Raw genomic sequence first — 12,908 nt, forward strand, 5'->3', positions numbered from 1 at the left:
ACAGGCGATTAATCGGTCTTCTGACGAGTTTCTGACAAGTTATGGTCGCGTCTGGCCGTCGCCGCGCACGACATATTTAAACGTCGTCAGCTGATCGACACCCACGGGGCCGCGCGCATGGAGCCGGTCGGTCGAGATGCCGATTTCGGCGCCAAAGCCGAATTCGCCGCCATCGGCATATTGCGTCGAAGCGTTCCAGATGACGATGGCGGAATCGACCTCATTGAGGAAGGTTTCAGCGGCCTGCGCATTCTCGGTGAGGATCGCCTCGGTATGGCCGGAGCCATAGGTCTTGATATGCGCGATCGCCGCTTTCAGGTCATCGACCACGCGGATCGAGATGATCGGCAGCAGATATTCCGTGCGCCAGTCGTCTTCCGTGGCGGCGCCCATCGGATAGATGGCCCGTGCCCGATCGTCGCCGCGCAGTTCGCAGCCGGCGGCTGTCAGCGCCTCGGCGATCTGCGGCAGGAGCTTCGCCGCCGCGGCCTGATCAATCAGCAGGGTTTCAGTGGCACCGCAAACTGATACCCGGCGCATCTTGGCATTCAGCGTGACGGCAATGGCCTTTTCCGGATCGGCGTCGGCATGGATATAGGTATGGTTCAACCCTTCGAGGTGCGCCAGCACGGGGGCGCGCGCCTCGGCCTGCACTCGCGCCACCAGCGACTTGCCACCGCGCGGAATGATGAGATTGATCGCCTTGTCGATCCCGCCAAGGATCAGGCCCACGGCGTCGCGGTCCGAGGTCGGGACCAGTTGCACGCAGTATTCGGGCAGGCCGGCGGCGCGGAAACCGTCCTCAAAGGCGGCATAGATGGCGAGCGCCGAATTGAGCGCTTCCGATCCGGTACGCAGGATAGCGGCATTTGATGAGCGGATGCACAGGGCGGCGGCATCGGCGGTGACATTCGGCCGGCTTTCATAAATGATAGCGATGACACCGATCGGCGTGGAGACGCGGGCGATATCGAGGCCATTGGGACGGGTCCAGCGCGCCAGTTCGCGTCCGACCGGATCGGCCAGCGCCGCGACCTCTTCCAGCCCCCTGGCCATGGCTTCGACCCGCGCCGGATTGAGGATCAGACGCTCGATCATGGCTTCGGTCAGGCCCTTGTCGCGGGCGAATTTTTGGTCTTCGAGATTGGCGGCAAGGATTTGCGCTTCGCGCTGACGGATCGATTTGGCGGCTTCCAGAATGGCCTTGGTGCGCACCTCTGGTCCGGCCAGGCGCAAAGCTTCCGCGCCGAGTTTGGCCTTGCGGGCCATGTCGGTCATCAGGTCATTCAGCGAAAGGCGGCTTTGGTCGTCCATGATAATTATTCCTCATTAGCCATCAGTTCGTTGCATAACCATGCCGCAAAACTGTCAGCAACATATTCTGCGGATTGATCAGGCAGTCCTTCATGGTCCCAGAAATAAATGGGATTTTCACCATCAATTATCTGGTCAGTATCGAGCACATACAGGTTGCCGAAGCCATCGTTATAAACCGGCACCATATGTGCAGGCAATCGGCGAAAGGCTTCATTACGTTCCCAGAAGGTATTAGATGTAAGCTCAAGATACGCCGGTATATCATCCCCCAGCCCATAAATTTCATTTGCACCTATATCAACCCAGCCATATCGCTTCAGAAACTGTCGGTAACTACCTGCAATATTCGAACTCAATTGGGTTTCTGCCAAACGAACAACATCCTCAGACGTACCTGATCCGAGGGTTTTATCGCCTTGAAAATTCACAATGACACGTTCGATATCAGTGAACTTCATACCTACACCAGCGCCATATCATCCCGATGGATAACCTCATCCCCTGACGTATAGCCTAAAATCCCCTCAATGTCGCGGCTGCCACGGCCACGGATCGAGCGGATAGCCTCGGCGGAATAGGTGACGATACCGCGCGCCACTTCAATCCCCGACGGCGAGATAATCGATACGCTGTCGCCCTTGTCGAACTGGCCGGTGACCTCGACAATCCCCGACGGCAACAAGCTCTTGCCATTATGCAGCGCCCGCACGGCGCCATCATCGAGCATCAGCTTGCCGGCGGGCACCACCGTGCCGGCGATCCACGCCTTATAGGCCGCGCCCAGACTGGCCTGCGGCTTGATCAGGGTGAACTTAACGAGATTGGCCAGCGGCCGCACAACCAGACCCGAGGCGATCAGGGTGGCGCAACCCGCCGAGCCTGCGATCTTGGCGGCGGCGATCTTGGTGGCCATGCCGCCCGTGCCGACGCCGGCCTGCGCATTGGCGCCACCGGCCATCGCTTCGATCGACGCATCGAGCTTTTCGACGACCGGAATATGCTCGGCAGCAGCATTGCGGCGCGGATCGTCCGTATACAGACCATCGACATCCGACAGCAGGATCAGCGCTTCCGAACGCACCAGTTGCGCGGCGCGCGCGGCCAGCCGGTCATTATCGCCATAGCGGATTTCCTCGGTCACCACCGTGTCGTTTTCATTGACGATCGGCACGCAGCCCAGATCGAACAGGGTATCGATAGTCGCCCGCGCATTGAGCCAGCGGCGGCGCTTTTCGGTATCTTCACGGGTCAGCAAAACCTGTGCGGTTTTCAGACCGACCGTTTGAAACGCCTCTTCCCAGGCGCTCATCAGGCGCGGCTGTCCGGCGGCGGCGGCGGCCTGTTTCTCATCGAGCTTCAGCTTCTTGCGCATGAGGCCAAGATAGCGGCGGCCGAGCGCCCCGGCTCCGGAAGACACCAGCAGAACCGACTTGCCCTCGGCCATCAGGCTCGCGATATCCTCGGCAAGGCCGCGCATCCACGCCGCATCGGCCACGCCCGAGGCCGCATCAACAATCAGGGCCGAGCCGACCTTGATGGTGATGCGCTTCGCCGACAGCAGGACATCGGGTAGCAATTTTGTGGCGTCGGATGACATGAAGGTCTTTATCTCAGTAGCTTTAGATGTTAACTCGCGCGCTTCTTAACGACAATGCGGGCGGTTACGCAAGTCCTTACCTTATTTGGCAAAATTGGTAACAAAATGAACTATATAGGCACCCGCGGTTTCCGCGAACCCCGTACATTCGCCGGCGCCCTGCTCGATGGCCTCGCCCCCGATGGTGGTCTGTATGTGCCTGAAACCTATCCACACCCCAATTTCGACCTCTCCGCCGCTGCCGCCGGCGATTACGGCCTGCTCACCGAAAAGCTGCTGCCCCTGTTCGGCGTTGATGTGCTGGGCGCGGAAGCCGTGCAAAAAGCCGCCGCCCGCACCAAGGCTGCTTTCCTCAATGACGCCGGCAAAACACCACTTGTGCAGGTTGAGGACAATCTGTGGATTCTCGAACTGTGGCATGGCCCGACGCTCGCCTTCAAGGACATGGCGATGCAGATGATCGCTCCGCTGACCGATGCGGCTTTGGCACAGAATGGCGAAAAGCTGACCCTGGTGACGGCCACGTCTGGCGATACCGGCGCTGCCGCCGTGCGCGCCTTCGCCGGTTCGGAACATGTCAAACTGGTGGTTTTCCATCCACTCGGCCGCGTCTCGCCCGTTCAGCGTTTGCAGATGACGACGGTTGAGGCTGACAATGTGCTCAATATCGGCGTCGAGGGTGATTTCGATGACTGTCAGCGCATGGTCAAGCGCCTGCTCGGCGAAGAAGACTTAAAGCAGAACGGCCTGATCTCCTCGGTCAATTCGATCAACTGGGGCCGCTTGCTGGGCCAGGTGCCCTACTATCTCGCCGCAGCGGCCGCTTCCGGCGCCGACAAACCGGAATTCGTGGTCCCGACCGGCAATTTCGGCGATGCCTTTGCTGGCTGGGTGGGGCGCAAGATCGGTGGCAATATCGGCCATATCCACGCCGCCGTGAATCGCAATGATGCCCTGGCGCAGGCCATCAATACCGGCCACTATGTCCGCCATCAGGCGGTCGAAACCGCTTCGGTGAGCATGGATGTTCAGGCGCCGTCGAACTTCGAGCGGCTGGTTTTTGAAGCCTCCGGCCGCCATGCCGAGGGCACCAAGGGGGTGTTCGACAATTTCAACGCCACCGGCAATGTGCATTTGTCCGGCGACCTGCAAAACGCCCTGCGCGCCCAGGTGACGGCCTCGACGATCAGCGAAGAAGAGACCGCGCAGACGATCAAATACGCCCACGACACATGGGGCAAGGTCATCTGTCCGCATACCGCCGTGGCCGTGGCCGCCGCCTTGAAACGCAACGACGGCCAGCCGATCATTGCGCTCTCCACCGCCCATGCCGCCAAGTTCCCTGAGTTCGTGACCAGGGCGCTGGGCTTTGCGCCGGAAGTACCGGAAGCCATCCGCAAATTGCATGGCCAGAAGGAAACCATCCAGTCGATCCGCAACGACGAATTCGCGGCCCTGGAAGCGGTCAAGGCCTTCGCCCACGGTTGATTGCGCGGCTGCGGCTTTTGTAATTACTGCGGACGTGGCCAGTAAGGGCCGGGATGTGCCACCAGCCAGGCCTCGGCGCGGCGGCGGCCTTCTGCCTTCTCTGCATCTGAAAGGCTCGGTACTGGCGCCCCCGGAAAATGATCTTTCTCCCAAAATAATTGACGCCATGGGCTGCGGAAAGGCAATAGGTGCCATTTCCAGGCTTCGGCCTTGTCCTGCGTCACAAATTTCCCTTCGACATAATAGTAACTCAGCGACTCTTGCGCTTCCGAATAATCCTTTTCGGCGGCGGCCAGCCACCAGTCAAAGATCATTTTCTCGACGGCCACATCAGGTATCTGATCATTGCCAAGATAGTTATGCGCCCAGTACAACTGGGCCGGGACATAGCCTAAATCGGCGGCGCGCTTTTCGATTTGCATTCCGCGCTTTAGATTCTGAGGCGGGTTATTACCCGTCATCAGCTCGGCGCCAAAATAATACAGTCCTTTGGCGCTTCCTTGATCTGCGGATATTTCCAGCCATCGCATAGCTTTGGAAATATCCTGACGTGCATCACCACGCATATAGCTTTTGCCAAGGCGCCATTGTGCCTCAGCATTCCCAGCCTCAGCCTCAATGGTTAGGCGGTCAAACACTTCGGCGTATGAACGAACAGATGCGCCATAAATGTATAATCCGTCCAGCGTTTCGTAAGCTTGCTCATCCCCCTGTTCCGCCGCTTTTACATACCATGTATAGGCTTGACTGTAATCGGGAACGATCGTCTTCGCGTTTTCATAAAGCAAGGCCAATGAATATTGGGCTGGCAGATATCCTTTTTCAGCAGCGTTTTTGTACCAGGCCAAAGCCGTCGGCTCATTATAAAGCCTGTCTTCTGGATCACTGTAAATATCACCCAAACGCGTCTGTGCTTCTACATTGCCTTGGCTGGCGGCCCGACCATACCAATAGGCCGCCCACGCAGGATCTGATGTAAAATTTACCGCCCGGCCATAGTGATAGGCGTCACCCAGAGACAGCATCGCCGATACATCACCGGCCACTGCTTCTTTTTTTAACTGGCGTATTTCTGCTGGCGATTTAGACGGAAAATTTGTGGCCAAAACCGGCAGAGCCTGAGCCAAAAGAAGGACGACCAAAGCGCCCGCAAAAATCTTCCGCATGGTATTCCCCCTTATCAGCGAGAATAACCTACCACAGTTGCTAAAAATACGTATGCCCGGTCTTGATGCCGCGGTGATAATCGAGCCGACGATAGAAGGCTTCCGGGTCTTTCGGCTTCACCACCCATGAGGGGTCGTGGTTGAGCAGGTCATAGAGCCGTGTCAGGGTAAAGCGCACGGCCGAGCCACGGGCAAACAGCGGCAGGGCTTTGATTTCGGCTTCGGAAAGCGGCCGCGTCTCGTTATAGCCCTTGATAAAGGCCGAGATCATCTTCGGCTGCGGCTGACCGCCCGGTGTGAAGCCCCAGGCATTGAGCGCCACCGCCAGATCATAGGCATAGAAATCGGTGCAGGCGTAATAGTAGTCGATCACGCCGGTGACGATGCCGTCATCGTTCATCAGCACGTTGTCGGTGAAATAGTCGGCATGGATGGCGCCGATGGGCAAATTCGAAGGCCAATTTGCCTGTAAAAATGCCAGTTCCTCGCGGAAATCGGCGAGTATATCCTGGGCGCGTAGGGAACCGGCCGCCTTGGGTTCGCAACGTTCGATCAGGCCCGGCCAGGCCGCCGGTCCCATCGAATTGGCGCGAACTTGCGGAAAATCGCCGCCGACCAGATGCAGCTTCGCCAGATATTCCCCGGCCGAGGCGGCGTGGCGGGTATCCGGGTTGCGCGGCCAGCGCCCCGGCAGCCATTTGATCAGGGCGCACGGCTTGCCATTGATCCGTCCCAGCGATTGCCCGTCACGCTTCAGAGCTGGTCCCGGCGCCGGATAGCCCTTGCGGTCGAGATATAGCGTATAGTCCATGAACCACGGCAGGCCGTCTTCCGGCGTGGCGGCCTCGAACAGTGTCAGGGCATAGAGGCCGGAGGTCGTTTCCACCTTGAAATTGGTGTTGGAAACCCCCTCCTCGATACCTTCGAGATGGATCAGTTCGCCTATATCATAAGCGGTCAGATAGGCGCGGGCGTCCTCCAGAGATACGGGGGTAAAAACAGCCATGCCTCTTCTGTCCTGATCCTCAAAACCTTGCCGTTACCAATGCGGCGATGGCGGCATATAGACATAAAGCCGCAAACGCCAAAAGCTTTTCCTTGTGGACATAAACCAGAATGTCTAAATCGCCGGCTTAGAATCCATCGCTTGGGTTGCGCTACCGCATCTGTTAGCAAGCCGCATCCCGTAAAAGGAAATCCGTTCATGGCCAAGACTGTAACTTCCGTTGTCGATCTGATCGGTGACACGCCCCTGATCCGCCTCAAGGCCGCTTCCGAAGCGACCGGCTGCGACATCTACGGCAAGGCGGAGTTTTTAAATCCCGGCCAGTCGATCAAGGACCGCGCCGCCCTTTGGATCATTCGCGCCGCCGAAGCCGATGGCTCGCTAAAGCCCGGCGGCACCATTGTTGAAGGTACGGCTGGCAATACCGGCATCGGCCTGGCCATGGTCGCCAAGGCATTGGGCTACACCGCCAAGATCGTTATTCCGCGTACCCAGGCGCAGGAAAAGAAGGACGCCATCCGCCAGTTCGGCGCCGAACTGATCGAGGTCGACGCCCTGCCCTACGCAAATCCCGGCAACTATGTCCGCTATTCCGGCACTCTGGCGCAGGAATTGCGCGACGCCGGTGAAAGCGTTATCTGGGCCAACCAGTTCGACAATACCGCCAATCGGTTGGCACATATCGAGGGCACCGGCCCCGAAATCTGGGCACAGACAAACGGCAAGCTTGATGCTTTTATCTGCGCGGTCGGTTCGGGTGGCACGCTCGGCGGCCTGAGCCTTTATCTGAAATCGAAGAACCCGGACATCCAGATCGGCCTGGCTGATCCGTTCGGTGCGGCGCTCTACAGCTACTACACCGCCGGTGAACTGAAATCCGAAGGCACCTCGATCACCGAGGGGATCGGCCAGGGCCGCATCACAGCCAATCTCGAAGGCATTACGGTCGATCGTTCCTACAGGATAGCGGACGCTGAATGGCTGCCCGTGCTTTATGACCTGATCCAGAATGAGGGCCTGTGCCTCGGCACCTCGGCCGCGCTCAATATCGTCGGCGCCATGAAGATGGCCAAGGATCTGGGGCCGGACAAGACGATCGTCACTGTGCTCTGCGACTATGGCAACCGCTACGCCTCAAAGATATTCAACCCGCCCTTCCTGCGTGAAAAAGGCCTGCCCGTTCCGCCGTGGATGGCGGCGGACTAGTGGGCCTTTCCTTAAATATCCTGGGCGGCAAAGACCGGCGTTTCAATGTGGGCGTTCGGCGCACCGTCAACCCGATGGGCCTCGGCGCGCAACCACTCCATGAAGCGCAACTGCGCCGGGGTCGGTTCGCGGGTCTGCGGCCACACCAGATAATAGCCGTATTCCAGCGGCTTGTCCTTTTCATCGAACAGCACCATCAGGCGGCCCGCCTTCAAATCCGCCTCGGCGATGGTGCGCTTGGCCAAAGCCACGCCACGGCCGGCGACCGCGCCTTCGATCACCATGCTAGACTGGTTGAAACGCGGGCCGCGCGTCGCATCGACCCCCTCGACGCCATGCGCCTTGAGCCACATCGGCCAGTCGGGGCAGGACGGATCAGTCTCGGCACCGACATCGTGCAGCAGGACGTGATGGCTGAGGTCAGCGGGCTTCTTGATCGGCGCGGCGTCATAGAGCAGGGGCGAGCAGACCGGCACTACGGCTTCGGCCAGCAGATGCTCGACATTCAGCCCGCTATAATGGCCGTTGCCGTAACGGACAGCCAGGTCGATATCCGACACAGCAAAATCGACCGGGGCCATATCGGCACTCACCCAGACATCGATATCTTCGTTAGCGGCGCTAAAGTCATAAAGACGCGGCATCAGCCACTTGGCGGCGAAACTCGGCGCGGCGGAAACGGTCACGCGGCCCTTCTGGTTGCCTTGCTTCATCAGGCGCGTGGCCTCGAACATCTTCTCGAAGGCTTCCTTCAGAATCTGCGCCGAGGCCTTGCCGGCATCGCTAAGCACCACGCGGCGGCCATCACGCACAAACAGTTCCACGCCCACATGCTCTTCCAGCAGACGGATCTGCTGCGACACCGCGCCGGGCGTCACGAACAGTTCTTCGGCGGCCTGTTTAAAACTTTCGTGCCGGGCGGCGGCTTCGAATACCCGAAGCGCCGACAGCGGCGGCAAACGATCACGCGACATTCACAAATCCCCGACCTGGCTCTTGTAGCCTCAGTTCAACTCACCTAAACGCCCCTTTATAGCGTTTCCAAGTTTAAAAAAACTATTTCGATCCAAAAAATCGAAAAGCACTGGAGAAAAAAATGACCGAAGCCAATCCGCTTCATCACATAGATGCGCTGGACGCCGGCGGAACCTGGACCACGGACGTGGTCGTCGTTGGCGCCGGGCCGGTCGGCCTGTTCAGCGTTTTCGAACTCGGTCTGCTCGATATCAAGTGCCACCTGATCGATATTCTCGACAAGGTGGGCGGCCAGTGCGCCGAGCTGTATCCCGAAAAGCCGATCTATGACATTCCGGCCTGGCCGATCATTTCCGGCGACGACCTGACCAAGCGCCTGCTCGAACAAATCCACCCCTTCCACGCCAAGTATCACCTCGGCGAAATGGCCGTAGGCGTGCGCAAGGTCGAAGAAGGCGAACATGAAGGCCTGTGGGAAGTCACCACCGACCAGAAGACCGTGGTTTACGCCAAGTCGATCGTCATCGCGGCTGGCGGCGGTTCGTTCCAGCCCAAGAAACCCCCGATCCCCGGTATCGATGGCTTTGAAAACCTTGGCGCCGGCAAAGGCGTCCACTATGCCGTGCGCAAGATGGAAGCCTTCCGGGACAAGGAAATCGTCATTTCCGGCGGCGGCGATTCGGCGCTCGACTGGGTGCTGAACCTGCAATCGATCGCCAAGCGCGTGACCCTGATTCACCGTCGTGACGATTTCCGCGCCGCGCCGCACTCGGTCGCCAAGATGCGCGAACTGGTCGCCGCAGGCGCGATGGACCTGGTGATCGCCCAAGCCACGGCGCTGAAAGGCGAGACCTCGCACTATCTCGACGCCGTGCTGATCGAAGATGCCGACGGCAAGGAATCGGAACTGAAAGCCGACGCCTTCCTGCCCTTCTTCGGCCTGACCATGAAGCTCGGTCCGGTGGCGGAGTTCGGCCTGAACCTGCACGAAAACCTGATTCCGGTCGATACGGAAAAGTTCGAAACCTCGACCAAGGGCATCTTCGCCATCGGCGATATCAACTACTATCCAGGCAAGTTGAAGCTGATCCTGTCGGGCTTCCACGAGGCGGCCCTGATGGCGCAACAGGCCTTCCGCTATGTCTATCCGGACAAGAAGCTGCGTTTCCAGTACACGACGTCGTCGTCGGAACTGCAAAAGAAGATGGGTGTGAAATAACGGGGTTTGGCTCGGCGCCCCCGGAGCCTGCGGCCCCAAGTCTTTGCTAATTCACTAAAAAAGCCTCCCCTTCTCAGGCTGAGGCTTTTTTAGTGAAGTCGGGCAGGTTTGTGGGCATAGCTTGCAAGAGCTATACTCTTGCAAGCTATGCCCACCCACGCCCATTTGTTTCAGTCTCAAGGAGAACAGATACGCTCCATTAAGGCCGGAAAAACAGCCCCGTCTTCAGGCTCTCGCCGATGCGGCTGGCGCGGACCATGAAATAGTCAACCGCCGCTTCGGTGGGGGCGATATCGCGCAGGGTCTGCTCAAACAGATGCAGCCATTCACCAAAATGCGCCGGTTCTATCGCCTTGGTTTTAAGATGCGCCCGCATCGGGTTTCCCGAATAGACGCCGGCATTGAGCGCCACCGATTCCCAGAATTGTTTCAGCTTGGCGAGGTGTTCCGGCCAGTCGTGCACCGCGCCGTTGAAAACCGGCCCCAGATGTTCGTGCTTTTGTACACGGCTGTAAAATTCATCGACCAGTTTCGAGATAAAGGCTTCGTCCACGCCAATGGCGGCCGCGTCTGCGCGGATTTTCTGGCGGGCGGCCAAGGCGCGGTCGTTTGGGGCGTGTTCTGAACTCATGCGCGGCACTCTAGCATACTGACAGGAATTGGCCCATGCGACCTGTTGTCTCGCGTCACGATTGCTTTCTTATTTTCACGGCCATACCGTCGCTCAAAAAACAGGAGTACGTACATGTTGCATCAGGGAAGCTGCCATTGCGGCCGGATCGCCTATGAGGTCGAGGCCGATTTCACCGAGGGCCTGGACTGTAACTGCTCGCTTTGCCGCCGGCGTGGCGGGCTGCTGGCCTTTGTGCCGGCTGACGCCTTTACGCTGAAAACGCCGGAAGCCGGCCTCTCGACCTACACTTTCAACAGCCATCGTCTGCAACATCATTTCTGCGCGACCTGCGGCACAGCGCCTTTTTCCGAAGGCCAGGGGCCGGACGGCAAGCCAATGCGCTGTATTAACCTGCGCTGCGTGCCGGATATCGATCTCGACAGCCTCAGGATCACCAAATGGGACGGCGCAAGCCATTGATGTGCGAACGATTGTCAAGACAGCCGCCGTTTAGCCGCCCTAAACCCACGCGCCACAAAGCATCGCTTTAAATTGCCGACGCAAAACCTTACATAAGACAATGTTAAAGGGGATCATATTGTATGGTCCCTCTTTTGGTTTTGCTCATATGCTCGCTTTGCCCCTGTCATGGCCGCTGGAAAACCGTCAGGTCGTCCTGATCGGCGCCGGCGCGTGGGCGATCCGCAAGCTGACCTTGCTCAACCGCACCCCGGCCAGAATCACCGTTTTCGCGCCGCTGGCCGATCTGGCGGATGCCCTGCCGCGCTGGCCCGAAGCCGCCGAACTGGCCGACGCCAGCCTGATCATCGTCGCCTTTGAAGACCGTGTTCTGGCGGAAAAAGGCGCTGAACTGGCCCGCACCTCACGCGCACCTTTGAACGTGGTTGATTTTCCTGATCTCAGCGATTTCCATGTGCCGGCTATTATCGATCGCGGCACTTTGAGCATCGGCGTCGCCACCGGCGGCACCGCGCCCGTGCTGGCGCGCGAAACCCGCCGCAAGATCGAAGCCGCCATCCCGCCTTCGGAAACCGAAGTCGCCGCCTTCGCCACCGTGCTTTCCCACCGCCTGCGCGCGCTTATTCCGAACACGGACGATCGTCGCCGCGCCTGGGAAAATATCCTGCAATCGCCCGCTGCCGAACTGGCGCGATCCGGTAAAATCGATGAGGCTGTGGCCTCGGCCCTCGCCAATATCGACGCGCCGCGCACCGGCGTGGTCCATCTGGTCGGCGCCGGTCCCGGCGATCCCGAATTGCTGACCCTGAAAGCCCTGCGCCTGCTCTCCGAGGCCGATGTCATTGTCTATGACCGTCTGGTCGGTGATGGCGTCATGGACCTGGCCCGCCGCGATGCCGATCGTTTTTATGTCGGCAAGGAACGCTCCAACCATTCGGTGCCGCAGGAACAGATTCACGAACTGCTGGTCGAACAGGCCCGTCTCGGCCGTCGCGTCGTGCGCCTCAAGGGCGGCGATCCGTTCGTTTTCGGTCGTGGCGGTGAAGAGGTCGAGGCCCTGCGCGCCGCCGGCATCGAGGTTCATATCACGCCGGGTGTCACCGCCGCCCTGGGCTGCGCCGCTTCCGCCGCCGTGCCGCTGACGCACCGCGACCACGCCCAGAGCGTCACCTTCATCACCGGTCATGCGAAAGAAGGTGACAGCGACAACAATCCGCTGATGCTCGACTGGTCGGCGCTCTCGGCCCCGCATCATACGCTGGTCGTCTATATGGGCGTCGCCACAGCGAAGATCATTTCCGGCAAGCTGATGGCGCATGGCCGGATGCCCGATACGCCGGCCCTGATCATTGAAAACGGCACCCGCCCGAACGAGCGGCGGACGCTCGTGTCCTTAAGTTCACTGGCGGATACGGTTGCCGCCAATCCACCGAAAGGCCCCACCCTCGTCATCATCGGCGAGGTGGCCGCCCTCTACAAGGATGACGCCGCGCAAATCGCGGCCGTCACTCAGGAATTAGCGAGACTGAACGCATGAAGCTTTTGACGACCAATCGCCTCCAGGACGGCGTGACCCTGTGGTGGGGTGAAAACGGCTGGGTCGAGGACGCCGCCCTTGCCGCGCGCCTCGATGACGCTGAGGCCGACGACCTGCTGGCCGAATGGAAGCCGCGCGAAACCGAGGTGGTCGCGCCTTATCTGGTGCCGTTGAATGATGCAGACGCGCCGGTGCAGCGCGAACATGTGCGCGAATTCGTCCGCGCCAACGGCCCGACCACGGGGCCGACGACCAGCGATATCGCTCGCGCCCACCACCGCGTCGAAATTTTCCAGGGATAGAG

Annotated in this window: 13 protein-coding genes; 6 read left to right on the plus strand and 7 right to left on the minus strand. The window is 59.5% G+C overall.

What is annotated here, in order from left to right:
- Window positions 1-39: 39 nt before the first annotated feature.
- The 3 genes from VL130_RS04230 to proB are packed head-to-tail and all read right to left on the minus strand — an operon-like array spanning window position 40 to window position 2,914.
- Window positions 40-1,314: a glutamate-5-semialdehyde dehydrogenase gene (locus tag VL130_RS04230; protein ID WP_325361483.1), complete on the minus strand. Its 1,275-nt coding sequence runs from the start codon at window positions 1,312-1,314 to the stop codon at window positions 40-42.
- A 5-nt stretch (window positions 1,315-1,319) separates the two neighbouring features.
- Window positions 1,320-1,775 carry an SMI1/KNR4 family protein gene (locus tag VL130_RS04235; RefSeq protein ID WP_325361484.1) on the minus strand — a complete coding sequence of 152 codons (456 nt, stop codon included), beginning with the start codon at window positions 1,773-1,775 and terminating at the stop codon, window positions 1,320-1,322.
- 2 nt (window positions 1,776-1,777) lie between these two features.
- Window positions 1,778-2,914, minus strand: a complete 1,137-nt coding sequence (gene proB, locus VL130_RS04240; RefSeq protein ID WP_325361485.1) for a glutamate 5-kinase — start codon at window positions 2,912-2,914, stop codon at window positions 1,778-1,780.
- Between the two features lie 105 nt (window positions 2,915-3,019).
- On the opposite strand from proB, the gene thrC reads away from it, so the two are divergent.
- Complete coding sequence (gene thrC, locus VL130_RS04245) at window positions 3,020-4,402, plus strand: threonine synthase (RefSeq protein WP_325361486.1); 1,383 nt, start codon at window positions 3,020-3,022, stop codon at window positions 4,400-4,402.
- Window positions 4,403-4,425: 23 nt separating this feature from the next.
- Here thrC and VL130_RS04250 read toward each other — a convergent pair whose 3' ends face one another.
- Window positions 4,426-5,568 (minus strand): tetratricopeptide repeat protein, encoded by a 1,143-nt coding sequence (locus VL130_RS04250; RefSeq protein ID WP_325361487.1) that lies wholly within the window; start codon window positions 5,566-5,568, stop codon window positions 4,426-4,428.
- Window positions 5,569-5,608: 40 nt separating this feature from the next.
- Window positions 5,609-6,574 (minus strand): homoserine kinase, encoded by a 966-nt coding sequence (thrB, locus tag VL130_RS04255; protein ID WP_325361488.1) that lies wholly within the window; start codon window positions 6,572-6,574, stop codon window positions 5,609-5,611.
- 198 nt (window positions 6,575-6,772) lie between these two features.
- Here thrB and VL130_RS04260 point away from each other — a divergent pair, with 198 nt between their 5' ends.
- On the plus strand, window positions 6,773-7,780 hold the full coding sequence (locus VL130_RS04260; protein ID WP_325361489.1) for a cysteine synthase A: 1,008 nt from the start codon (window positions 6,773-6,775) through the stop codon (window positions 7,778-7,780).
- A gap of 11 nt (window positions 7,781-7,791) precedes the next feature.
- On the opposite strand, the gene gcvA is transcribed toward VL130_RS04260, so the two are convergent.
- Window positions 7,792-8,754 (minus strand): transcriptional regulator GcvA, encoded by a 963-nt coding sequence (gene gcvA, locus VL130_RS04265; RefSeq protein ID WP_325361490.1) that lies wholly within the window; start codon window positions 8,752-8,754, stop codon window positions 7,792-7,794.
- Window positions 8,755-8,876: 122 nt separating this feature from the next.
- Here gcvA and VL130_RS04270 point away from each other — a divergent pair, with 122 nt between their 5' ends.
- Complete coding sequence (locus VL130_RS04270) at window positions 8,877-9,974, plus strand: NAD(P)/FAD-dependent oxidoreductase (protein ID WP_325361491.1); 1,098 nt, start codon at window positions 8,877-8,879, stop codon at window positions 9,972-9,974.
- 199 nt (window positions 9,975-10,173) lie between these two features.
- Here VL130_RS04270 and VL130_RS04275 read toward each other — a convergent pair whose 3' ends face one another.
- Entirely contained in the window at window positions 10,174-10,605 is a 432-nt protein-coding gene (locus VL130_RS04275; RefSeq protein WP_325361492.1) for a group III truncated hemoglobin, read from the minus strand.
- Between the two features lie 114 nt (window positions 10,606-10,719).
- On the opposite strand from VL130_RS04275, the gene VL130_RS04280 reads away from it, so the two are divergent.
- The 3 genes from VL130_RS04280 (at window position 10,720) to VL130_RS04290 (ending at window position 12,906) form a co-directional block, all read left to right on the plus strand.
- Window positions 10,720-11,067 (plus strand): GFA family protein, encoded by a 348-nt coding sequence (locus VL130_RS04280; protein WP_325361493.1) that lies wholly within the window; start codon window positions 10,720-10,722, stop codon window positions 11,065-11,067.
- A 148-nt stretch (window positions 11,068-11,215) separates the two neighbouring features.
- Window positions 11,216-12,604, plus strand: coding sequence for a siroheme synthase CysG (cysG, locus tag VL130_RS04285; RefSeq protein ID WP_325361494.1), 1,389 nt, complete (start codon window positions 11,216-11,218; stop codon window positions 12,602-12,604).
- Window positions 12,601-12,906, plus strand: coding sequence for a DUF2849 domain-containing protein (locus VL130_RS04290; RefSeq protein ID WP_325361495.1), 306 nt, complete (start codon window positions 12,601-12,603; stop codon window positions 12,904-12,906). Before cysG ends, VL130_RS04290 begins: the two co-directional genes overlap by 4 nt.
- Window positions 12,907-12,908 lie beyond the last annotated feature (2 nt).

It is taken from the genome of Asticcacaulis sp., assembly GCF_035497195.1.
Taxonomy (GTDB): domain Bacteria; phylum Pseudomonadota; class Alphaproteobacteria; order Caulobacterales; family Caulobacteraceae; genus Asticcacaulis.

Excerpts from the sequence above, each read along its gene's own strand:
- gcvA (WP_325361490.1), bottom strand. The coding sequence starts at position 8,754 with ATGTCGCGTGATCGTTTGCCGCCGCTGTCGGCGCTTCGGGTATTCGAA.
- VL130_RS04290 (WP_325361495.1), top strand. The coding sequence starts at position 12,601 with ATGAAGCTTTTGACGACCAATCGCCTCCAGGACGGCGTGACCCTGTGG.
- cysG (WP_325361494.1), top strand. The coding sequence starts at position 11,216 with ATGCTCGCTTTGCCCCTGTCATGGCCGCTGGAAAACCGTCAGGTCGTC.
- VL130_RS04270 (WP_325361491.1), top strand. The coding sequence starts at position 8,877 with ATGACCGAAGCCAATCCGCTTCATCACATAGATGCGCTGGACGCCGGC.
- VL130_RS04275 (WP_325361492.1), bottom strand. The coding sequence starts at position 10,605 with ATGAGTTCAGAACACGCCCCAAACGACCGCGCCTTGGCCGCCCGCCAG.
- VL130_RS04235 (WP_325361484.1), bottom strand. The coding sequence starts at position 1,775 with ATGAAGTTCACTGATATCGAACGTGTCATTGTGAATTTTCAAGGCGAT.
- VL130_RS04280 (WP_325361493.1), top strand. The coding sequence starts at position 10,720 with ATGTTGCATCAGGGAAGCTGCCATTGCGGCCGGATCGCCTATGAGGTC.
- VL130_RS04250 (WP_325361487.1), bottom strand. The coding sequence starts at position 5,568 with ATGCGGAAGATTTTTGCGGGCGCTTTGGTCGTCCTTCTTTTGGCTCAG.
- thrB (WP_325361488.1), bottom strand. The coding sequence starts at position 6,574 with ATGGCTGTTTTTACCCCCGTATCTCTGGAGGACGCCCGCGCCTATCTG.
- thrC (WP_325361486.1), top strand. The coding sequence starts at position 3,020 with ATGAACTATATAGGCACCCGCGGTTTCCGCGAACCCCGTACATTCGCC.
- proB (WP_325361485.1), bottom strand. The coding sequence starts at position 2,914 with ATGTCATCCGACGCCACAAAATTGCTACCCGATGTCCTGCTGTCGGCG.
- VL130_RS04260 (WP_325361489.1), top strand. The coding sequence starts at position 6,773 with ATGGCCAAGACTGTAACTTCCGTTGTCGATCTGATCGGTGACACGCCC.
- VL130_RS04230 (WP_325361483.1), bottom strand. The coding sequence starts at position 1,314 with ATGGACGACCAAAGCCGCCTTTCGCTGAATGACCTGATGACCGACATG.